Genomic DNA, 24168 nt, shown 5'->3' on the forward strand with positions numbered 1-24168 from the left:
CAAAAAAGAAAATAAACAAAATATTATCAATAAGCGTTTTGCTTTTAATAAGATATAGTTTATTTTTGCATTCCAAAATGCGGATGTATAAAACCATTCGCTGTAAATTGATTAATAATTATTTAGTCCCTATAATATGCCCAATATTGGTAAAATAGCGCAGATTATCGGCCCCGTAGTTGACGTCAACTTCGCCGACAATGACAATCTTCCTAAAATTTATGATGCCTTGTATATTGAAAAAGACAATGGTCAACGCATCGTTTTGGAAGTTCAACAACACCTAGGTGAGGATCGTGTTCGTACTATCGCCATGGATGCAACCGAAGGTTTGGTTCGCGGAATGAAAGTGGTTGACACGGGTGCTCCGATCAAAATGCCTGTTGGCGAAGAAATCAAAGGCCGTGTATTCAACGTCGTTGGTGGCGCCATTGATGGTATCCAAGATTTGGACACGACAAACGGACGTCCTATCCACAACGAACCACCTAAATTCGACGAATTATCTACCGAAACTGAGGTATTATTTACAGGTATTAAAGTAATCGACCTGCTAGAGCCATATGCTAAAGGTGGTAAAATCGGTTTATTCGGTGGTGCCGGAGTAGGTAAAACAGTATTGATTCAAGAATTGATCAATAATATCGCTAAAGGCCATGGTGGTCTTTCCGTATTCGCAGGTGTTGGAGAGCGGACACGTGAAGGAAATGACCTATTGCGCGAAATGCTTGAATCAGGCATTATTAAATATGGTGAGCATTTCATGGAGGGCATGGAAAAGGGTGAATGGCCGTTAGACAAAGTAGACAATGAATTGCTTAAAGATTCAAAATGTACATTCGTTTTTGGCCAGATGAATGAGCCTCCTGGGGCGCGTGCTCGCGTAGCATTATCCGGACTAACGGTGGCGGAATATTTCCGTGACGGAGATGGACAGGGACAAGGACGTGATGTACTTTTCTTTATCGACAACATCTTCCGTTTTACACAAGCGGGTTCTGAAGTATCTGCACTTTTAGGCCGTATGCCATCAGCTGTAGGTTACCAACCGACACTAGCAACGGAGATGGGTCTAATGCAAGAGCGTATTACATCTACTAAAAACGGATCTATTACGTCAGTGCAAGCCGTATATGTACCTGCCGATGACTTAACTGACCCTGCACCGGCGACAACTTTCGCCCACTTGGATGCAACAACCGTATTATCTCGTAAAATTGCGGAGTTAGGTATTTATCCTGCGGTTGACCCGTTGGATTCTACTTCTCGTATCTTATCACCAGCCGTATTAGGTGACGAGCACTACAACACAGCACAACGCGTAAAAGAAATTTTGCAACGTTATAAAGAACTTCAAGATATCATCGCTATCCTCGGTATGGACGAGTTATCGGAAGAAGATAAGCTTACCGTTCACCGCGCACGCCGTGTACAACGTTTCTTATCTCAACCATTCCATGTAGCAGAACAATTTACCGGTTTAAAAGGTGTGCTTGTTGATATCAAAGATACGATTAAAGGGTTCAATATGATTATTGACGGTGAAGTAGACGAATATCCGGAAGCTGCATTTAACTTAGTAGGTAACATCGAAGAGGCTATCGAAAAAGGCAAGAAGTTATTAGCAGAAGCCGTTTAATAGATGAGATAGAATGAAATTAACGATTATTACTCCAGATAAATTAGCATACGACGGTGACGCTACGGCTGTAACGGTACCTGGCAGCGCTGGATCCTTTCAAATTTTGCAAGACCACGCACCTATCGTATCTACTTTGGAAGATGGAAAAGTTATTATTCGGAATGCACAAGGCCATACGGTTTTCATTATCAAAGGCGGTGTCGTCGAAGCAAAAGACAATAATATTACGGTCTTAGCAGAGGGAATCATAGAAGAATAATAAGCTAAAAAAATAACATTTAATAATATAGCCCACGGTATAAACTGTGGGCAATTTTTTTCAACTTTCCGCCTACTTTTACCTGTTTTAAGAAGAATTTTACCCTTTTTCTGCAAAAACAGCATTTTAAGAAACTATACCGATTTTAATTTTAGTCTACAAAGACAAAAATTAAGTATTGAAATTGTAATATTTATTGAAATAACATTTCAATAAAACCGTGTTTTCGAAACAATAAACTTTTTTAAAATTCTTTGTTTTGCTATTGTAAAGAATTTTTAATAGCGCTACCTTGACCTTAGTGAAATTGAGGGAGACACTATGCAGTATTATAATCAGGAGACTTACATTTATTTGGACGGCGATTTTGTGAAAGCCACAGATGCTGGAATAGATTTATTCGGTCAATCGTTGCATTACGGATATGGCGCTTTCGAAGGATTGAGAGCATACAGCACACATCATGGTATCAGAATTTTCAAAGCGGAAGAACATTTCATACGTCTACAACATTCTTGTGAAGCCATCAACCTCCCCTACCCATGGGATAATCAAGTATTGATAGAAAAATCGTACGCATTATTGGAAGCCAATAATCTGCGATCTGCCTATATACGTCCCCTTGTGTTTTCGGGCTCGAATATGCATCTTACGTCAGCAAAAGATGCGCATATCATGATTGCAGCATGGGAATGGGGTCCCTATTTGGGGCAAAATCTCCTTCGTGTTTGCACATCTAAAGTTCAACGTCTTCATCCCAAGTCTTTTCATATCGAAGCCAAGGTTTCCGGCCAATACATCAATGCCATTTTAGCGTCAAGTGAAGCTATACGTGAAGGATATGATGAGGCACTTATGCTGGATCATGATGGTTTTTTAGCCCAGGCATCGAGTGAAAATCTATTTATTGAAAAAGATCTGAAGCTCTATACGCCGCCGTTAGGAAATATATTTCCGGGCATTACACGGCAAACAGTGATAGAATTGTGCAAAGGTTTAAATATTGACGTAGTGGAAAAAAAACTCACTATTCAAGACGTCCATGAAGCGGATAGTGCATTCCTATGCGGTACCGCAGCCGAAATCATCGGCATTAAGGAAGTGGATGGTATTATCTATAAAGAAGACTGGGAGCACACTATCGGAGCTTCCATACAGCGGAAATATAAAAAATTAGTTTTAGAAGAAGAGAATTATGAAGTCATCATCTGACAAGAAAAGTGTCATGAACAAGTACAGTCGTATTTTTACACAAGATGAAACGCAACCTGCAGCGAAAGCCATGTTATATGGCATAGGGCTTACCGATGCCGATATGGATAAAGCGCAAGTCGGGATTGCTAGTATGGGATACGACGGAAACACCTGTAATATGCACTTGAACGATCTGGCCCAATTGGTAAAACAGGGTATTTGGGGCAGCGATTTAGTTGGGCTTACATTCGGAACAATTGGTGTAAGTGATGGTATGAGCAACGGTACTGAAGGGATGCGCTATTCGTTGGTATCGCGTGATGTTATTGCAGACAGTATCGAAACCATCTGTGGTGGCCAATACTATGATGGTGTGGTTGCTATTCCTGGCTGTGACAAGAATATGCCTGGAGCTATTATGGCGATGGGTAGATTAAACCGCCCGGCTATTATGGTGTATGGGGGAACGATTGCACCGGGTCATTATAAAGGTGAGGAATTAAATATTGTATCCGCTTTCGAAGCCTTGGGTAAAAAGATCGCGGGCACAATTTCGGATGAGGATTACGACGGTGTTATCCGCCATACTTGTCCCGGCGCAGGTGCCTGTGGCGGGATGTACACGGCTAACACGATGGCGTCCGCTATTGAGGCCTTGGGCATGAGCTTACCGTATTCCTCTTCTAATCCAGCTATATCGGAGGAGAAAAAGAAGGAGTGTCTGGAAGTAGGAAAACACATACATACACTTTTAGAAAGGGATATCAAACCTACCGATATTATGACGCGCAAAGCTTTCGAAAACGCCATGCGTGTGATTGTGGTTATGGGTGGGTCGACAAATGCGGTATTGCATTTTATTGCTATAGGTAAAGCAGTAGGTGTCGATATCACACCGGATGATTTCCAAAGAATGTCTGACGAAACTCCTGTATTAGCAGATTTCAAGCCCTCGGGCAAATTCTTAATGCAAGATTTACAACAGTACGGTGGTACGCCTGCCGTCATGAAATACCTATTAGATGAAGGGTTATTGCATGGCGACTGTTTGACGGTTACAGGAAAAACCATAGCGGAGAATTTAGCAGATGTTAAATCGATTATGGAATATGATCAAGCTATTGTACAGCCATTGGATAAGCCGATTAAAGCTACCGGCCACCTACAAATCTTATACGGAAACTTAGCAGAACAAGGTTCGGTCGCTAAAATTTCCGGTAAGGAAGGAGAAAAATTTACTGGTACGGCTCGCGTGTTTGATGGCGAACAAGATTTAGCAAAAGGCGTTGCTTCCGGACGCGTTAAACCAGGCGATGTTATCGTCATCAAAAACGAAGGACCGAAAGGAGCGCCCGGCATGCCAGAAATGTTGAAACCAACCGCTTTGATCATCGGGGCAGGTCTTGGAAAATCCGTCGCTCTGATCACGGATGGTCGTTTTTCTGGGGGAACGCACGGGTTCGTCGTAGGACATATCACACCGGAAGCCTATGAAGGCGGTCTTATCGGCCTCGTTCATGACGATGACATCATTGAAATTGATGCAGTAAACAATACCATCAATGTAAATCTCTCGGATGAAGAGATTGCTACTCGCCGGGCAAACTGGAAACAACCGGCATTAAAAGTAAACAAAGGTGTATTATATAAATATGCGAAAACCGTAGCCAATGCATCACAGGGCTGCGTAACAGATTTGTAAATCAAAAACCTCAATACTATTAAAATGAGTACACTGGAAAAAACGCTATCGAAGCCACAAGAGTCAACAGCTCCGAAAACCCAATTAAGTGGGTCTCAAGCTGTATTGGAGGCTTTGATTCAGGAAGGGGTAGATACCATATTTGGTTATCCAGGTGGGGCAATTATGCCTATATACGATGCGTTATACGATTATAACGATAAACTTAATCATATCTTGGTGCGCCATGAGCAAGGTGGAATTCATGCGGCCCAAGGTTATGCCCGCACGTCTGGACGCGTCGGTGTCGCTTTCGCAACTAGTGGCCCAGGCGCAACGAATTTAGTTACCGGACTAGCTGACGCCATGATTGATAGTAATCCTATCGTATGTATTACGGGACAAGTTTTTGCTTCTTTGTTGGGAACGGATGCCTTCCAGGAAACGGATGTTATTAATATCACAACGCCGGTCACGAAATGGAATTATCAAGTTACTGATGCTACGGAAATTCCAAGTGTATTGGCAAAAGCATTCTATATTGCAAAAACCGGACGTCCCGGACCCGTTTTAATTGATATTACCAAAAATGCACAGATACAATTGTTTGATTATAAGGGTTATGAAAAATGCGATCACGTTCGTAGCTACAGGCCCAAACCGATCGTGCGCAAGGAATATGTAGAACAGGCTGCGGAACTCATTAACCAAGCGAAGAAACCCTTCGTACTGTTTGGACAAGGTATCATTTTGGGTAAGGCGGAACAGGATCTAAAAGACTTCATCGAAAAAGGTGGTTTTCCAGCAGCAACAACCGTCATGGGATTGAGTGCATTGGAGACGGATCATCCGTTGCATGTTGGTATGCTCGGTATGCACGGGAATTATGCACCCAATGTCATGACCAATGAATGTGATGTATTGATCGCCGTTGGGATGCGTTTTGACGACCGCGTAACCGGTCGATTGGACAAATATGCGAAGCAGGCAAAAATCGTTCATTTGGATATTGATCCCGCCGAAATCGACAAAAATGTAACAGCCAATGTACCCGTATGGGGCGATTGTAAAGAGACCCTTCCAATGTTGACGCAACTGATCGAAAAACATGATCATAGCGCTTGGCTAGCGGAATTCCGTGAATTAGCGAAAAAGGAAGTTAAAGAAGTCATTCAGGATGAATTGAACCCGACGTCAGATATCATGACGATGGGAGAAGTGATTAAGGTTTTGAATGAATTAACCGGGGGTGATGCGGTTATCGTAACCGATGTGGGGCAACACCAAATGGTTACTTGTCGCTATGCAAAATTCAATAAATCAAAGTCGAATGTCACTTCTGGAGGATTAGGTACAATGGGATTTGGGTTACCTGCCGCTATTGGCGCATGGTATGGAGCCCCAGAGCGTGATGTCGTTGCGATCATTGGAGACGGCGGAATTCAAATGACAATCCAAGAACTAGGAACGATCATGCAATTCGGTGCAAAGGTCAAAATCCTTATTCTCAACAATGAGTTTCTAGGTATGGTACGTCAATGGCAGCAGTTATTTAATGACAAACGTTATTCTTTTGTCAACATCACGAGTCCGGATTTTGTAGCCGTAGCAAACGGATACCATATTGAAGGAAACAAAATTTCCGAACGTAAAGATCTACACAATGCATTGAAGACTATGCTTGACCATGATGGATCTTACTTATTGGAGATTATGGTCGGCAAGGAAAACAATGTTTTCCCTATGGTTCCACAGGGTGCATCTGTATCGGAAATACGTTTAAAGTAAAAAGTAAAAAAAATGGAAAAACAAGAATATACGATTACGTTATACACAGAGAATTCTATCGGTATGATAGGGCGCATCTCTGGTATCTTTTCCAGAAGAAAAATCAATGTAGAAAGCTTGAACACCTCTCCATCAGAGGTAGAAGGCATCCACCGTTTCACCATTTTGATTAATGAAAGCGAAGATGTGGTCCGCAAGTTATGCCGACAGATCGAAAAACAAGTGGAAGTTTTAAAAGCTTATTACAATACCGATGAAGAATTAATCTGGCAAGAACAAGCCCTTTACAAAGTTCCAACAGAAATCATTGCAGAGAAAGCATCTGTGGAACGCTTGCTTCGGGAATATGGTGCTTCTGCCGTGGTAATCCGTCATGATTACACCGTATTTGAAACCGCAGGCCATAGGGAAGAAATCGACCGTCTGACAGCAGCCTTGGGCGAATATGGTCTCATTGAATTTGTACGTGGTGCTCGTATTGCCATCATCAAGGATAGTGCTGGATTCCATACAAAAATAAAACAGTTTGAACGCGAAGAACCTGCTCCGGAAATCGTGGAAAATGAATATCTCGATCAGCAGGAGAAAGTGTTTACGATGTAGAAATGGAAAGAAAAATGAAAGAAACTTTTAAATTTATCATAGATAGCCGTAACGCTTTCATCCGTTTATTGGATGAACTCACTTTAGACGAACTTAATCAAATTCCGGAAGGGTTTAATAACAATATCATCTGGAACTTCGGGCACATCGTCGTGAGCACACAAACGCTTTGCTATGTACGAACTGGTATCCGTTCTGACACATCAACTGTCAAATATTTAGATGCTTATAAAAAAGGCTCCAAGCCCGCCTATTTTGTCTCGATAGAAGAAGTAAACGAGCTCAAGCAACTGGCTATTTCCACTATTCAAAAGCTACAGGAAGATTACCAAACAGGAATTTTTGAAAAAATCGTGCCTTTTGACACCTCCACTTTTGGCGTGCTCATAAACAATATCGAAGAGCTTCTAATCACAACGGTGGGCCATGACAATACACACTTCGGCTACGCAATAGCTCAACGGAGAATAATTAAAAAATAAATCAATCAAAAACAAACGTATTATAATAACAAAAACAATGGCAAATTATTTTAACACATTACCTCTTAGAGAGCAGTTAAATCAATTGGGACACGCTGAATTTATGGATTCAAAGGAATTTTCAGATGGCGTTAATGCTTTAAAAGGTAAAAAAATCGTAATCGTAGGTTGTGGTGCGCAGGGCTTGAACCAAGGCTTAAACCTTAGAGATAGCGGATTGGACGTTTCTTATGCATTACGTAAAGAAGCTATTGAACAAAAAAGAGATTCTTGGAAAAATGCCACAGATAATAACTTCGACGTAGGAACTTACGAAGAATTGATTCCATCGGCAGATTTAGTAATTAACTTAACACCTGATAAACAACATACATCGGTTATCAATGCTGTTCAACCCTTGATGAAACAAGGAGCTGCTCTATCCTATTCGCACGGTTTCAATATCGTGGAAGAAGGTATGCAGATACGTAAAGATATTACGGTTCTCATGGTAGCACCTAAATGTCCGGGTTCTGAAGTCCGTGCGGAATATTTAAGAGGTTTCGGTGTTCCTACTTTAATTGCGGTACACCCAGAAAATGATCCGGAAGGTAAAGGCTGGCCTTACGCAAAAGCGTATTGTGTGGGTACAGGTGGACACCGTGCAGGTGTACTAAAGTCTTCCTTCGTAGCCGAAGTTAAATCCGACTTAATGGGCGAGCAAACTATCCTTTGTGGTTTGTTGCAAACCGGTTCTATTTTATCTTTTGATAAAATGGTAGAAAAAGGTATCGATCCAGGTTACGCTTCGAAATTAGTACAATATGGTGTAGAGGTTATCACAGAAGCCTTGAAACATGGTGGCGTAAGTGGCATGCTAGATCGGCTGTCCAACCCAGCAAAAATCAAAGCTTTCCAAATATCGGAAGAACTAAAAGACATCATGCGTCCATTATTCCAAAAACATCAAGACGATATCATGTCGGGCGAATTTAGCAAAACCATGATGGAAGACTGGGCAAACGGAGATGCTAATCTATTAAAATGGAGAGCAGAAACGGGTGAAACTGCTTTTGAAAAAACACCTGCCGGTGATGTAAAAATCAGCGAACAGGAATATTTTGACAATTATTTGTTAATGGTTGCTTTCGTGAGAGCAGGGGTAGAATTAGCATTTGAAACGATGGTGGATGCAGGTATTAAACCAGAATCTGCTTATTATGAATCGTTGCATGAAACGCCCTTGATTGCAAACACCATTGCGCGTAAAAAATTATTCGAAATGAACAGGGTCATTTCCGACACTGCTGAATATGGTTGTTACTTATTTGATCAAGCATGTAAACCGCTATTGGCTGATTTCATGACAAAAGTAGACACTGATTTAGTTGGCAAAAACTTCAATGAAGGAAAAGACGGCTCCGTTGACAACGTTCAGCTTGTACAAGTTAACGAGATCTTACGTAACCACCCTGTAGAAACCGTAGGCGTTAGGTTACGTAAAGCGATGACGGCGATGAAGGTTATAAAAACTGTATAATTAAGTGATGAGTGATGAGTAATCAGTGATGTGTAAAAGTTACCTATACAGTCACTGATTACTTTGTTACTTAAAGAAGAGAGAAATGGGAAAAACATTAGTAGAGAAGATTTGGGATGCGCACGTTGTCAAACGTCAAGAGGGCTTCCCTGATATTTTGTACATCGATACACATTTGATTCATGAGGTAACTTCACCTCAGGCGTTCGACGGATTGCGGAAACGAGGAATACCCGTTTTTCGTCCGAATCAAACAGTGGCCACTGCCGATCATAACGTACCTACGCTCAATCAACATCTTCCAATACAGGAAGAACTTTCACGCTATCAAGTGGATATGTTGACCAAAAACTGTAAAGAGTTCGGCGTTGAACTATATGGACTAGGACACCCTTATCAAGGTATCGTCCACGTTATCGGCCCGGAGTTAGGTATTACCCAACCAGGAAAAACAATGGTATGTGGAGACAGCCATACTTCTACGCATGGTGCTTTTGGTGCTATTGCATTTGGAATTGGAACATCGCAAGTAGAGCAGGTATTTGCCACGCAATGTCTATTGCAACAAAAACCCAAAACGATGAAAATCGAAGTTAACGGTGAATTGGAAAAAGGCGTAGGCGCGAAGGATATCGTCTTATACATCATCTCCAAAACAACCGCAGCGGGTGGTACAGGATATTTCGTAGAATTTGCGGGTTCAGCTATTCGCTCGTTAAGTATGGAAGGTCGGATGACGGTCTGTAACATGAGTATAGAAATGGGTGCCCGTGGTGGACTTATCGCTCCGGACCAAACGACATTCGATTATGTTCACGGTAGGGAGTTTGCTCCTAAAGGAGAAGACTGGGATGAAGCCCTTGCCTATTGGCAAACATTATATTCTGACGAAGACGCACAATTCGATGTCGTATTGGAATTTGATGCCGCCGATATTCAGCCTATGATTACCTACGGAACAAACCCAGGAATGGGAATTGGTATTTCTGATGCCATTCCAGCAACCGCCGATCAACCCGAATCAGAGCGTCCGTCCTACAAAAAAGCATTGGACTATATGGGCTTCCGTGATAATGAAACATTATTAGGGCATCCCGTAGATTATGTTTTCATCGGCTCTTGCACCAACTCCCGTATTGAGGATCTACGGGCTGTTGCCTCTTTTGTACAAGGCAAGAAAAAAGCTGATAATGTAGAGGTATGGATTGTTCCTGGCTCTAAACAAGTAGAAGCGCAGGCGAAAGAAGAAGGCATAGACAAAATATTTGAGGAAGCAGGTTTTATGCTTCGCGAACCAGGTTGTTCAGCTTGTTTGGGAATGAACGAGGATAAAATCCCAGCGGGAAAATATTGTGTTTCCACTTCTAACAGAAACTTTGAAGGCCGACAGGGTCCAAATGCACGTACGATGCTTGCTAGCCCCTTGACAGCTGCTGCTACTGCTGTCAGCGGTAAGATTGTGGACATTCGAGAATTGATTTAAGAAGGCTGAAATGAAAAAATTTGAAAAATTAACTTCAAGGATAGTACCGCTATCTATCGAAAATATCGACACCGACCAAATTATCCCCGCACGCTTTTTGAAAGCAACTACAAGAGAAGGATTTGGTGACAATTTATTCCGCGACTGGCGTTATGATAGTGACGGGAACCCAAAAGCGGATTTCGTGATGAACAATCCGACATATAGCGGAAAAATATTGGTAGCCGGCAAAAACTTTGGTTGTGGTTCTTCCCGCGAACATGCGGCATGGGCGATCCAAGATTATGGCTTTGACGTTGTCATCAGTTCATTCTTTGCCGATATTTTCAAAGGCAACGCACTAAATAATGGCGTATTGCCCATCACGGTTCCAGACGAATTTTTAGAGAAAATATTTGACATCGTTTTTGCGAATCCCGATGCGGAATTAACCATAGACTTAGAAGCACAAACGGTAACTATTAACGAAACCGGAGATCGTTTTGAATTTGAAATCAACCCGTACAAAAAATCTTGTTTAATCAATGGTTATGATGATATCGACTACATCTTGAGCCATACAGCAGAAATCGAAGAATTTGAAAGAATAAGACCTTTTTCATTTTATCGTTAATATGATGACTCACCATAATCCTGTCGCCCATATAACCCATTTGAATGTCCAATACGCCGGTCAGGCGGTATTGTCAGATTTCAATTGGAATATATATCCAGGCGAAAATTGGGTTATCGGTGGTAAAAGCGGAACAGGGAAAACTTCTTTGGCTAAAGCGATCGTAGGAGAAGAGAAAGCAACAGGAGAGATTACCTTTCATTTTAAGGAACATAGCGCGTGCCCGCCACGTGCTTATTACGTTTCTAACTGGTATCAGTTCACGAACTTGGAGGGAGACCGTAACTTTTATTATCAACAACGCTATAATAAATTCCAGAAAAACGACACCCTTACGGTTTACGCTGATCTCATCCATTTTGGTCAGAAAAACGACCTCCGCTACGCGGATGCCGAGCCTATTTTGCATGCATTGGGTTTCGAAAACTGTAAAGACACACAGCTGATCGAACTGTCCAGTGGCGAGCATAAAAAACTGCAATTGGTACAGGCGCTCTGGCTTAATCCACAGCTTTTAATCATTGACGAACCCTTTACAGGACTAGACAAACAGTCCAGATCAAACCTCTTGGATCTTTTCAATGAAATTTCCGATAAAGGAACTACATTGATCCTCATAACGAACGATTCACAACTCCCTTCTTGCATCAATCGTTTTGCAGAAATCGAAAACGGTCGGCTTAAAGTGGTAGAACAGGCGAAGGATTTATCTAAAGATAATGTTCGTGAAAAGAAGCCTCTCCCCTATTTTCTGCAGCAAGAACCAGAGACAACCAGCCAAAATATAGTTGAGCTGAAAAACGTGTCTGTTCGCTACGGTGACAAAGTCGTATTAAAAAATATAAGTTGGAAAGTAAAGGCCGGCGAAAAGTGGTTGTTGCAAGGTCCAAATGGTTCAGGTAAGTCTACTTTGTTGAGTTTATTGAATGGTGATCATCCCCAAGCCTATGCTTCAGACATTTGGTTGTTTGGAACGAAACGCGGTTCAGGCGAGAGCATTTGGGACATTAAAGAAAAGGTTGGTATTATCTCACCAGAGATGCATTGGTATTTTGACCGAAATGCTACCGTATGGCATACCGTGGCATCGGGGTTTTACGATAGTATCGGTTGGTTTATGGAGGTGAAGTACGAAGAAAAAAAACGTATGGAGCAGCTATTGGATTTCTTTGATCTGTTGCCCTATAAAGACCAATTGCTTCACACGCTTCCGTTAGGAAAACAGCGCTTGACTCTTTTGGCTAGAACCATTATCAAAAACCCACCATTACTGATACTAGATGAGCCTTGCCAAGGATTGGATGTCGCGCAAACTACACATTTCAATGCTGTGGTAGATGAGCTGTGTGCACATGGCAATACACTAATTTACGTCGGTCATTATGAATCACAATTACCGTCTTGCATAGAACATAAATTTATCTTGGAAAAAGGTGAGGTGTTACAGGAAGTAACGATATAAATAATTATATAAAAATGAACAAAAATATTTTAATCATCCCCGGAGATGGTATTGGGCAAGAAGTAACGACATGGGGAAAACAAGCGTTAGAAACAGTTGCTACAAAATACGGTCATGTGTTTAGCTTCGATGAAGCTATTATGGGACATACGGCTATTGAAGCAACCGGCAATCCGCTACCAGATGAAACGCTAGAAAAAGCAAAAGCATCAGACGCCATCCTGTTCGGTGCTATCGGACACGCAAAATACGATAATGATCCGTCGGCGAAAGTAAGGCCCGAGCAAGGCTTACTGAAAATACGGAAAGAGTTAGGGTTATATGCCAATCTTCGTCCTATATTATTATTTGATGAATTGCTAGAGGCATCCAGCCTAAAGCCGGAAGTCCTACGTGGAACAGATATTTTATTTTTCCGCGAGTTGACTGGCGATGTATATTTTGGCGAAAAAATACGTAGCGATGACAACACCTTCGCTTCAGATTTAATGAATTATCACCGCTATGAAGTAGAACGCATTGCACGTAAAGCGTATGAGGCGGCTCGTACGCGTAACAAAAAGCTGTGCTCCGTTGATAAAGCAAATGTATTGGAAACGTCACGCCTATGGCGCGATGTTGTGCAGGAAATCGCACGCGAATATCCGGATGTTGAAACGGAACACATGTTCATCGACAACGCCGCTATGCAATTGGTGAAGAATCCTAAAAAATTCGATGTCGTATTGACGGCCAACCTTTTCGGAGATATCCTGACAGACGAGGCTTCTCAAATTGCAGGTTCTATGGGTATGTTAGCGTCGGCATCTATTGGTGATGGAACAGGATTTTTCGAACCGATTCACGGATCTGCACATGATATTGCGGGGCAAAACAAAGCAAATCCATTAGCATCTATTCTATCCGCCGCATTAATGCTCGATATTGCATTCGGTTTACAAGAAGAAGCCAAAGCGGTAACCCAAGCTGTTGCGGACACGCTAAAAGCAGGTTGGAGAACGGGTGATATCGCTAATGCTGCAACACTTGCTACACATACATTGGGCACAAACGAGATGGGCGCCAAAGTATTGGAATATTTGAGATAAGGAAAAAGATTTGTTAATTTTAGGTTTTTAACCGATCTGTCTATCATTTAGCAGATCATCTTTAGATAATTATAAGACTATGTTACACGATCCTAATCATTTATATATTTTCGATACGACCCTACGCGATGGTGAACAGGTCCCTGGCTGCCAGTTAACAACTGCAGAAAAAATAGATATTGCCAAAGATTTAGAGCTTTTGGGTGTTGACATTATCGAAGCGGGATTCCCCGTATCGAGTCCAGGGGATTTCCAATCGGTGGTCGAATTATCGAAAGCAGTGGACGACGTTATTATATGCGCGCTTACACGTGCGAATAAGAACGATATTGATGTTGCCGCTGATGCGTTGAAATATGCCAAACGTCCACGTATCCACACCGGAATTGGATCATCGGACATGCATATACAATACAAATTCAATTCGACGCGTGAAGAAATTCTAGAACGTGCCATTTCAGCAGTAAAGCATGCTAAATCTTATGTAGAAGATGTTGAATTCTATGCGGAAGATGCTGGACGGGCAGACTTAGCCTATCTGGCAAAAATGGTAGAAGCTGTCATTGCAGCGGGAGCCACCGTGGTAAATATTCCCGATACTAACGGGTACTGCTTGCCAGATCAATACGGTGCCAAAATCAAGTACCTAAAAGAAAATGTAAAAAACATCGATGAGGCTATCATCTCGGCACATTGCCATAATGATTTAGGTTTAGCCACAGCCAATTCCATTGCTGCCGTTCAAAACGGAGCTCGTCAAGTTGAATGTACAATTAATGGTATCGGTGAACGTGCAGGGAATACCTCACTGGAAGAAGTTGCCATGATTATGCAAGTACATGCAAGTCTATTCCCAGGACTAAGTTCTAACATCAATAGTAAAATGTTCACGCACATTTCACGTAAGGTGAGTTCCATGATGCGTATGCCGGTGCAACCTAACAAGGCTATTGTAGGTAAAAATGCTTTTGCACACAGTTCCGGGATACATCAAGACGGTTTCCTAAAACATCGTGAAACTTACGAGATTATTCGTCCGGAAGATGTAGGGTTAGCCGAAGCGGATATTATTTTGACAGCTCGTTCTGGTCGCCATGCATTAAAACACCATTTGGAACGCCTGGGCTATCAGTTAGACAAAGATAACCTCGCCGTAATCTATGAAAAGTTTCTTATCATGGCTGATGCAAAAAAAGATATCAATGATGAGGATCTGCATACGTTATTAAAATAAAACATGGCTAAACATTTAGAATTTGGTCAGCAGGGGGAACGAGAAGCACAAGCGTTTCTACGTACGCAAGGCTACCAAATTCTACAATTAAATTGGCGATATAAGTGGTGGGAAATAGATATCATTGCTAAAGAGGGTGATATCCTGACTTTTGTGGAAGTAAAAAGCCGCAGTTCAACACAATTTGGCGAGCCATTTCAGTTTGTTGATTTAAAAAAGCAAAAAAACCTCATCAAGGCAGCCGGTGTTTTTTTAAAACAAATCAACCATCAGGGCGATATCAGATTTGATATTGTTTCCATTTATAGCCATAACGGCAAAAAAGACATTTCACTTGTTAAAGACGCTTTTTGGGGCAGTTATTCTTAAAACAATATGACCTTAAACATAGATTCATTGCAAGCGGCAGAACGCATAAAAGGCGTTGTGAACCGTACGCCTTTGCAATATAATATACACCTTTCCGAAAAATATGATGCGGAGGTATATTTAAAACGGGAAGACCTGCAAGTGGTGCGTTCGTATAAGCTACGTGGTGCCTACAATAAAATTGTGAGTCTGTCAGAAGAAGAAAAAAACCGTGGCGTTACGTGTGCTAGCGCGGGTAACCACGCGCAAGGTGTGGCCCTTTCCTGTAAAAAACTAGATATTAAGGGTGTTATTTTCATGCCAGGTCCTACGCCACGTCAAAAAATTACACAAACCGAGATGTGGGGCAACGGTAATATTGAAATCGTATTAACCGGCGATACGTTCGATGATTGTCAAAAAGCAGCCGTGGAGTACACAAAAGAGCATAATATGACGTTCATTCCTCCTTTCGATGACGAAAAGATCATCGAGGGGCAGGGTACGGTAGCCGTAGAAATATTGCAAGATCTTCCGGATGTAGATGCCATTATTATCCCTATAGGAGGAGGCGGACTATCGTCAGGACTGAGCTATCACATGAAAAAACATGCCTCTCATGTTAAACTGTATGGCGTAGAGCCGGAAGGGGCACCTTCTATGATTGCCGCCATACGGAATAATGGCCCGATAGAGCTGGAACATATCAATAAATTTGTGGACGGCGCTGCAGTGAAAAAAATAGGTACTTTAACGTACGAAATTAGCAGTAAACTGCTCGATAGCGTGAAGCCAATACCCGAAGGTAAAATCTGCACGACCATTTTACAGCTTTATAATAAAGACGCTATTGTGGCCGAACCCGCAGGAGCATTGTCTATCGCAGCCTTAGATTTTCACAAAGAAGAAATAAAAGGGAAAAAAGTCGTTTGTATCGTTTCCGGAGGTAATAACGACATTGACCGCATGAGCGAGATTAAAGAAATGTCATTGCTTTACGAGGGTTTTAAGCATTACTTTATCGTTCGTTTCCCACAACGTCCAGGTGCTTTACGTTTACTGGTAACAGAAGTACTCGGGCCAAAGGATGATATTACCAGATTCGAATATATCAAAAAAACAGAACGCGAACGAGGACCGGCGTTGATTGGTATCGAACTAAACGATCCGAAGGATTATACTTCTTTTATCGAAAGAATGAAATCTTATAAATTCGATTTCATCGAAGTCAATAAAGATCAGACATTATTTGAGTATCTAGTATAAAAAAATAAACCTGTCGGCGGGCAGGTTTATTTTTAAAGTCTCTTTTTTAACATATTGCGTTCGTTTGGCTTATTGATAATCCCGACTTTTATACCTCGGCGTGCCGTAGAACTTTTTCTAGAAGACGCCCGCATGCCAGATGTCGAGACACCTGCAAGATTTAACGCTTTGGCAGTCATATCTTCTTCGGAATCACCAAAATCTTTAAAAATATAATCATCGATATTCGCCACGTCGACCTGCATACCATCCCAATAATCTGTATATCCATTAGCATTGATGGTCTTAAACGACGTAACCCACAACGTAAACTCATCATTAATTTCTTCTGGAAAAAAGCCGACTGGTTTACCATATGTTCTATCCGTTTCGGCAATAATGGTCACATTAAGATAGGGCTTAAGTGAACTGATTAGTAATTCAGCAGCTGACGCCGTTTGCTCCGTTACCAAAACGTAGACATTCTCCAATGTGAGTTGGTTATTATTGCTCTCGAAATAAACATCTTGAAAACTGGTCCGATGCTGGAAAGATGTAGCTAAATAATCATTCACCTCATATTTGAACATTAATTTATCATGATCTGCGGCATTAATCATTTTATTCGCTAGATATTCGGCGGTGTTTACATAGCCCCCTGTATTATATCGCAAATCCAAGATCAGATCTTTAATATTAGCGTCCGTAAAGGAATTAAATATCTCCTCAAGCTTTACATAATTTTGATGCGTATTTGGCCATACCTCTTCAAAAGAGGAATACGCCAAATAACCAATATTTTTATCCGGATAAACATAAACCGAATCTAAAATAACGGGGTCGATGTCATAGGAATCCTGATATCCTAGCGTAAACACTTTATCCTCTCCACTCGCTGTTTCCAATTTCAATTTCAAGGAGTTCGCCTCTAATGCAGCTTCCAACTTCGTTCCAACACGTCGTACATCGGCTTGATTTAGATTACTGCCGTTATATCCAACGGTAATATTCTCATCGTCATTGACGGCGTATACGATCGATCCTCTTGTAACCCCCTCCTTCCACGCAGGGGATCCTCCTTCGACAAAGAAAATAACTGGATAGGCTACTGTTGCCGAAGAAGAAAGTATGCCCCAACCATAATAAAGTCCGTACCCCTCGTTGGTATCCATCCGAATACCATCGGCGTAGCTTGAGTTTGCATTCCCGTCCGCACCCGATTCATCTATAAAAGAGAAGCGATCAATACTTCCACTATATCCGCTATGGAAAGGTGTCATATTTTTTAAAGCGGTCAGAAGACTTTGATTAGAAGAATATTTCTTTACAAATTCCAGTCGTCCTTCCTCATCGAGATCAGGAACCTGCGCCGTCCACAACGAATATTTATTAAAATAATCGTAGATACTTGCTCTTAAGCGATCCTGCTCTGTCGGTTCTTCCGTGATAGGGTTGGGTGGGTTCTTGATCTCTTTTTTACAGGCGAATAAAAGCCCCAAACAGAGCAATAACAACAAATACTTATGTAGGTTCATTAACTGTCTATTTATCGGTTGCTAAGATAGTGGTTATTTTTTAGATATCCACCTAATAGAAAAGCAAGCAATACCATAAAAAAACCTACCAATTGGGCTTCCGATAAATAGAGTCCAAAAACTTTAAATTTATAATTTACGCGTATAAATTCAATTAGAAACCGTTCCGTCCCAGTAATAAACAGGTAAATAACAAATAGTCTCCCTGGTGTTTTGATACGTTCTTTTATTTTCCAAAGAACAGCAAAAACAAGTAATATAACGAAGGCTTCATAAAATGAAGTAGGAAATACGCCATTCGGGAGTATATAACAATATTTGCCCTCACATCCCGAGATGTGTTCTCCCTGTCCAATAACATTGTGGGGAAAGCGGAAAGACCACATCCAATCCGGTAGTAAAGAAAATGGTTTTTCTACGGTGTTCACTATCCCCCAATCGCCATCGCCGGAAAGATGACACCCAATTCTCCCAACACCATAAGCGACTAACATGCCTAGCGATCCTACATCCGCCAGATGTCGCCATCCCATCCCCTTTCGCATGCCAATATATAGATAGCTGGCTGCACCAAAAAAAAGACCTCCCCAAAATGTGAGACCGCTGACATGCAGGATCTCAAAAATGGAATGGGAATGATGTAAATGTCCGTCCTCAAAAACATTAAATACCTTGGACCCGATAAACCCCGTTACTCCTGCCCAAAGTAACATCGCAGGCAGTAATTCCTTCGGCCTTACATTTCTGGTTTCCGTCGTGTTCTTTCCAAAAATCAACTTTCTGTATAAGATGCCTGTTAGCACACAAGAGACCAGCGCCAACGCCAATCCGGCGATCCAGTTACCTTGTGCCGAAAAAATAAAACGAAGTGGGTTATGGGAAAATGCCTCCAGATTCAATAGCGCACCAATTCCCTTGTAGCCAATCAAAAAACCCAAAAGACCATATCCTAAAAAAAGGAAAGATATAGCTTTCGCGTCCCACTGTACGTGTTCTTCGAAAGCTTTAAATTCTCCTCGTTTTTCTTTTCGTACAAATTCGCTTTTGAATACCAGATAGGAAAGTACAAAAGCCAACGTGACAAAAATGCCGAAGGTTGGGATTGGCCAGGAGAAGTCCGTACCGAAGATGTAATTGATTAACGAGGAGAACGTAGGAAACATAATTTCAATATAATACAGTGCTCAAAAATAAAGATTTATTCCAAGCGCTGTATTTTTTGTATTAAAGCCCTATTTGAATACCCAAATTAATCACACGTTGGTTTTGATATGCATCCCCTGCTGTATTGGAAGTTACCTCCGGGTCTTGCTGATACAACGAATAATTTGTCCATGTAAAGAGATTGTATCCACTCACGTAGGCTCGCGCATTATTGATTTTGAAAGGCAACCAACGATCCGGCAACTGATAGCCCAATTCTACTGTTTTTAATCGAAGATAAGTCGCATCAATTAACCAGAAATCCGACATGTATGAGGAAGGGCTACTAATCGTTGTAGGGTTAGTGGTTAGACGAGGAAACATCGCCGTTGACGCTGTTTCGGGCGTCCAGCGTTCTTGATGTATAGGCTGGAACTGGCTCTGGAACGGCTCGATACCACTTCCCTGTACGCTAAAGCTGTAGCCGGTCGTCCCCTGCAACAGCGCACTAAAACTGAAACCTTTATAACTTCCACCAAGTGTTAAACCAAAACTGGTATTGGGGATGTTCGGTCTACCTATCGTCGTTCTGTCATAATCATCAATAATGCCATCGCCATTGAGATCCTTGTAACGCAAATCGCCCGGCTGTACAATATATCCTCCGGTAGGCTTTGGACTATCCGCTATATTCTCTTCTGTGTAAAATCCATCAAATAGATAGCCAATGGGCTGATTGATCTGGTGGCCGGTCAGCTGTAACCAGGGATAAGCCGGCATAGGCTCATCCTGAAATAAGATTTTATTCTTGAAATAAGTCAATACACCCTTTATATTATAATTGAACGCACCGATGTGGTCATTATAGTTCAATTCAAATTCCACACCACGGTTGCGAACACGAGCTATATTCGTTGGAGAAACTCCTACACCGATATGGATAGGCAACGATTGTGATGTAACCAATTGATCATAGCGAATATTGTTGAAATAGTCCACGACTACGGAGAATTTATTGTTTAATACGTTCATTTCCAATCCCACGTCAAACGAGCGCTGCTTTTCCCAAGTCACACGTGGATTTCCTAAATTCCCCTCATAGATCGTACCCGAGGATTGATGCGTTTCTCCGAAAGAATATCCCCCTCCTCCGTTGTAGACCTGTTGAAACAGATACCGATCTCCCGCTACTTTGTCTGAGCCGACAACGCCATAAGAGGCTCGGAGCTTAAACAGGTCAACAAAATGGAATGCCTCTTTAAAGAACTTTTCCTGAGACAGATTATATCCCACAGAAACAGCAGGAAAAAGACCATAACGTTTATCCGATTGGAAACGATCCGAACCATTATAGGCCAAAGTCAGATCCACCAAATATTTCTCACTGTAATTATAGCCGGTACGCCAAGTAAAACCTTGGAAATTCTGCGGAATCCAGTTCGTACTCTTATCACCTTTGGTTTTATAAGATTCCCTATTGTATAATAAAAGAGAGTTGATGCTATGCATGCCAAAAGTTCTGTCATAATTAAAATTGGCCTGAAAATTCATGCGATTATTGTAATCACCTTGGTAAGCACGCAACGTATAGTTACCTAAAACATAAGGCGAACCACCCTTCAAAAGATAACTATCTGTATAAGGGTAATACCGATACACCGGTATTTCATCCCTCGCCTGCTCCCGTAGGTTAGACTCCACGCTGGCATAGGCTATACGTGTCGAGAAAGACAGGCCTTTCGTCACCACATCCAATTCCTGCGTACCGCCAAATAAGATATTAATATCATTCCGTCTATCCAGATTATATCCTGCGGTGGCTAAGCGTGCGTTAACCGTGGGCAAAAGATCCTGCGTATCATTGGCATACGTATATGAACCGTTCGGGTTCAAGAAAGGAGCTGACCACGGACGTATTTTATTGAAATCGAACACCTCACCAACGACATTACCTGCCCTAGGCGAATTGATATTCCCAAAGTTTGTCCTGAAATCCAACCGTAATTTTAAGCTTTTAGTAGCCTGTACATCCAGGTTTGATCGAAGGTTATATCGTCTATAATAGTAATTATTATTGATCTGATCACCTTCATTGGAAAAGGTATACAAGTTACCATCCTGCGAAAATGCACCCCCTGAAATAAAATACCGAATGCTCTCGCTACCCCCCGAAATATCCACATTGGTATTATATTGAAAGCTCACCGGTTTAAAAATACGTTCATACCAGTTGATATCCGGATGACCATAAGGATCATCACCTAAGCGAAACCGCTCCAGTGATTCCGCACTAAAAGGTTGGTTGGTATTATCTCCATCTGTATTCGCGATGGCTTCATTCCACAGCAATGCACTTTCATAGGCATTTAAAAAGTTTAGTCTTGTAACCGGACTCTGCATCCCCGATTCCGCACGGAAATTAATGCGTGGTGTCCCCGACTCTCCGCGACGTGTTTTTACCACAAGCACCCCATTTGCGCCTTTGATACCAAATACAGCTGTAGTGGATGCATCTTTCAGAATGGATATGCTTTCGATCTCATTCACATTGATCTGAGACAATTGTTCGTACGTATATTCAATATCGTCCACAATAATCAGGGGTTGATTGCCCTCCGAGTTCAGCGAACTCACACCTCGGATATAAAAGTCGGAAGCATCCCGTCCAGGCTGACCAGAACGTTGAACGGAAACAAAACCAGGCAGTCTACCGGTAAGCGCGTTCTGCACACTGGAAGTTGGTACATTGCGAATCTCGGCTCCTTTTATGGAACTGACGGCTCCCGTATTGGTCAATTTTTTAGTCGTACCAAATCCAATAACAACGACCTCATTGATATCCTGACTACTTGTTTGGAGGATAATTTCTAAATCCTCACCGCCCTTTACCGTTCTTTCCTGCGAGACATACCCCACACTTGTAAATACCAATTCTTTATTTCGGCTTAACGACAAACGGAATCGTCCGTTCCGATCCGTTTGTACGGAGTTCCCCCCCTTCTCCGAGATGGTTACGCCGGACAAAGGTCCGGCACTGTTTTTCACAACCCCCGTAACGGTCGATTGTGCAAAGGTTAAAAATGGCACAAAAACCATTATTATGAAGTTATATAATGCTCTTTTCATCACAATAGCTTATAAGATTATAATTGGACTACCACTCTGGATTTTGTTCCATATTCGGGTTTTTAATGACCTCATTGAATGGAATCGGTGCCAGATACATTTTCTTTTCAAAATTCATCTTCAAGACGGGAACAGCTTGACGAATAGTCCCTGTACCCGTTTCGTAAATAACCATCGCATGTAGTTCCTTATTGAACTCCTGTTCGGCGATTTTCCACCTGCGCACATCGTAAAAACGATGCTCCTCAAAAGCAAGTTCTTTACGTCGTTCGTTCCGAATAACTGCGCGCATCTGTTCCTGGCTCAATCCCGAAGGAAGCTCAAAAGGACTTAAACCGGCACGTTTCCGAATATTTTCAACCGCCTGATAAACCGCTTGGTCTGGCACGCTCAGCCGTTCGTTTCGTGCTTCGGCATAGTTTAGCAACGTCTCCGCATAACGAAATAGGATATGATCATGGTTTACACCGCTGTAATTGACAGATTCTTCAAAGTTGCCCATGAATTTCCGCAGATAATACCCCGTCTTGGTCTGTTGCCTCGTTCCGCCGGGCTTATCTGCCCCACCTTCAAAAGTCTGAACCGGACGGCTCAACCACATCGCTCCATTATAAAAAACAGTAGCATAGAAACGCTTATCACGACCACTATACGGATCGTCCTCGTTATATCCCGAATTGGGATCCGTAATGTCCAAGCCATTGAGCATACCGAATGCCTCCACAAACTCCTGCGTAGGGCTGGTTCTTCCGTTGTTGACACCCGCGGCATACCCGATAGGCCCATTGTTATTCTCCACACTGGTGTTGTTTCCCCCCTGTTTCGAAAATATCCGCTCATTATTGCGGGTAATGAATACTTGCTTAAATTCCGGCTCCAATTGGAACAAGTTAAGATCCATAACTTCTTTAGCCGCATGCTCTGCCGCCTGCCACCTAGCTACCGAAAAATCGGCATAACCCGTCAACGGATTCTGTCCGCCAATATTCCCGCCATTGTACAGCGGGCTTGCCGCGTACAGCAAGATCCGTGATTTCAACGCAAGCGCTGCCGCCTTCGTAGGCCGTCCGTAGTTAGGAAGGTCAAACGGATCCACCCGCAAGCTATCTTTTATCGCATCACACTCAGCTACGATAAAATCGACACATTCCTGAAAGCTATTACGCGGCAACTCTATATCATCGCTCAATTGATAGACCTTGTCTCCCAGTAAAGGGATGCCACCATGCCGTCTCACCAGTTCAAAATAAAACATCGCCCGTAGAAAGCGCGCTTCGGCTTTCCATACACGCTTTAACGGCGTGCCGTTGGACAACTGGCCTTTCAACGGAACACGATCGATATTCTGGATAAAAATACTGGCAATGCGGATCCCCTTATAGAAATCTGACCAACGATTGTCCGGATAACTATCATCTGTGTAAGTACCTAAAGCCAACTGCTGTACCGACGTATTGGTCGGGTTGGAAGATACAGCGTCGTCCGTACCCGAGTCGAGGAAATCGCCACCGACCCTATTTCCCGTACTGGGAAGATAGCGGTAACAATCTGTCAAAAAGCGATTTGCATTGGTACCTGCTGAATCATTCGTATCGAAAACCTGCTCCAAGGTTTGTGTCTCGATAGGCACGTTTTCCAAGTCGCTCTTGCAAGAAGCAAATGCGAAGATTGCCACGGCAATCCATAAAGTCCATTTTAATTCTATATATCTCATAGCGGTATC

The 24168-nt window shown here is 42.2% G+C and carries 19 protein-coding genes; 15 read left to right on the top strand and 4 right to left on the bottom strand.

Going from position 1 to position 24168, the window contains the following annotated elements; all coding sequences use genetic code 11:
* Window positions 1–136 precede the first annotated feature (136 nt).
* From atpD to ilvA, 15 genes are all read left to right on the top strand, one after another.
* Window positions 137–1639 carry a F0F1 ATP synthase subunit beta gene (gene atpD / locus EWE74_RS12370; protein ID WP_130141840.1) on the top strand — a complete coding sequence of 501 codons (1503 nt, stop codon included), beginning with the start codon at window positions 137–139 and terminating at the stop codon, window positions 1637–1639.
* Window positions 1640–1652: 13 nt separating this feature from the next.
* Window positions 1653–1901, top strand: a complete 249-nt coding sequence (gene atpC / locus EWE74_RS12375) for an ATP synthase F1 subunit epsilon (RefSeq protein ID WP_130141841.1) — start codon at window positions 1653–1655, stop codon at window positions 1899–1901.
* Window positions 1902–2222: 321 nt separating this feature from the next.
* On the top strand, window positions 2223–3113 hold the full coding sequence (locus EWE74_RS12380) for a branched-chain amino acid transaminase (protein ID WP_130141842.1): 891 nt from the start codon (window positions 2223–2225) through the stop codon (window positions 3111–3113).
* Window positions 3097–4797 carry a dihydroxy-acid dehydratase gene (ilvD, locus tag EWE74_RS12385; RefSeq protein ID WP_130141843.1) on the top strand — a complete coding sequence of 567 codons (1701 nt, stop codon included), beginning with the start codon at window positions 3097–3099 and terminating at the stop codon, window positions 4795–4797. Before EWE74_RS12380 ends, ilvD begins: the two co-directional genes overlap by 17 nt.
* A 24-nt stretch (window positions 4798–4821) precedes the next feature.
* On the top strand, window positions 4822–6564 hold the full coding sequence (gene ilvB, locus EWE74_RS12390) for a biosynthetic-type acetolactate synthase large subunit (RefSeq protein ID WP_130141844.1): 1743 nt from the start codon (window positions 4822–4824) through the stop codon (window positions 6562–6564).
* Between the two features lie 12 nt (window positions 6565–6576).
* Entirely contained in the window at window positions 6577–7167 is a 591-nt protein-coding gene (gene ilvN / locus EWE74_RS12395; protein WP_130141845.1) for an acetolactate synthase small subunit, read from the top strand.
* A gap of 14 nt (window positions 7168–7181) precedes the next feature.
* Window positions 7182–7649: a DinB family protein gene (locus EWE74_RS12400; RefSeq protein ID WP_130141846.1), complete on the top strand. Its 468-nt coding sequence runs from the start codon at window positions 7182–7184 to the stop codon at window positions 7647–7649.
* A 37-nt stretch (window positions 7650–7686) separates the two neighbouring features.
* Window positions 7687–9168 (top strand): ketol-acid reductoisomerase, encoded by a 1482-nt coding sequence (gene ilvC, locus EWE74_RS12405; protein WP_130141847.1) that lies wholly within the window; start codon window positions 7687–7689, stop codon window positions 9166–9168.
* A gap of 85 nt (window positions 9169–9253) precedes the next feature.
* A complete protein-coding gene (gene leuC / locus EWE74_RS12410) occupies window positions 9254–10651 on the top strand; it encodes a 3-isopropylmalate dehydratase large subunit (RefSeq protein WP_130141848.1) in 1398 nt (465 codons plus the stop codon).
* Between the two features lie 10 nt (window positions 10652–10661).
* Window positions 10662–11264, top strand: a complete 603-nt coding sequence (gene leuD, locus EWE74_RS12415) for a 3-isopropylmalate dehydratase small subunit (protein WP_130141849.1) — start codon at window positions 10662–10664, stop codon at window positions 11262–11264.
* A gap of 1 nt (window position 11265) precedes the next feature.
* Window positions 11266–12726 carry an ATP-binding cassette domain-containing protein gene (locus EWE74_RS12420; protein WP_130141850.1) on the top strand — a complete coding sequence of 487 codons (1461 nt, stop codon included), beginning with the start codon at window positions 11266–11268 and terminating at the stop codon, window positions 12724–12726.
* Window positions 12727–12740: 14 nt separating this feature from the next.
* Window positions 12741–13814 (top strand): 3-isopropylmalate dehydrogenase, encoded by a 1074-nt coding sequence (gene leuB, locus EWE74_RS12425; RefSeq protein ID WP_130141851.1) that lies wholly within the window; start codon window positions 12741–12743, stop codon window positions 13812–13814.
* Between the two features lie 79 nt (window positions 13815–13893).
* Window positions 13894–15048, top strand: coding sequence for a 2-isopropylmalate synthase (locus tag EWE74_RS12430; RefSeq protein WP_130141852.1), 1155 nt, complete (start codon window positions 13894–13896; stop codon window positions 15046–15048).
* 3 nt (window positions 15049–15051) lie between these two features.
* Window positions 15052–15417, top strand: a complete 366-nt coding sequence (locus EWE74_RS12435; RefSeq protein ID WP_130141853.1) for a YraN family protein — start codon at window positions 15052–15054, stop codon at window positions 15415–15417.
* 6 nt (window positions 15418–15423) lie between these two features.
* Window positions 15424–16662, top strand: a complete 1239-nt coding sequence (gene ilvA, locus EWE74_RS12440; RefSeq protein WP_130141854.1) for a threonine ammonia-lyase IlvA — start codon at window positions 15424–15426, stop codon at window positions 16660–16662.
* A 32-nt stretch (window positions 16663–16694) separates the two neighbouring features.
* On the opposite strand, the gene EWE74_RS12445 is transcribed toward ilvA, so the two are convergent.
* From EWE74_RS12445 to EWE74_RS12460, 4 genes are all read right to left on the bottom strand, one after another.
* Window positions 16695–18176: a S41 family peptidase gene (locus EWE74_RS12445; protein WP_130141855.1), complete on the bottom strand. Its 1482-nt coding sequence runs from the start codon at window positions 18174–18176 to the stop codon at window positions 16695–16697.
* Between the two features lie 11 nt (window positions 18177–18187).
* The gene (locus tag EWE74_RS12450; protein ID WP_130141856.1) at window positions 18188–19339 is read right to left on the bottom strand and encodes a prolipoprotein diacylglyceryl transferase; all 1152 of its coding nucleotides are present in this window, start codon (window positions 19337–19339) and stop codon (window positions 18188–18190) included.
* Window positions 19340–19400: 61 nt separating this feature from the next.
* Entirely contained in the window at window positions 19401–22445 is a 3045-nt protein-coding gene (locus EWE74_RS12455) for a SusC/RagA family TonB-linked outer membrane protein (protein WP_130141857.1), read from the bottom strand.
* Between the two features lie 28 nt (window positions 22446–22473).
* Complete coding sequence (locus EWE74_RS12460) at window positions 22474–24159, bottom strand: RagB/SusD family nutrient uptake outer membrane protein (protein ID WP_130141858.1); 1686 nt, start codon at window positions 24157–24159, stop codon at window positions 22474–22476.
* Window positions 24160–24168: the final 9 nt, after the last annotated feature.

The organism is Sphingobacterium corticibacterium (genome assembly GCF_004208525.1).
In the GTDB taxonomy this organism is placed as follows: domain Bacteria; phylum Bacteroidota; class Bacteroidia; order Sphingobacteriales; family Sphingobacteriaceae; genus Sphingobacterium; species Sphingobacterium corticibacterium.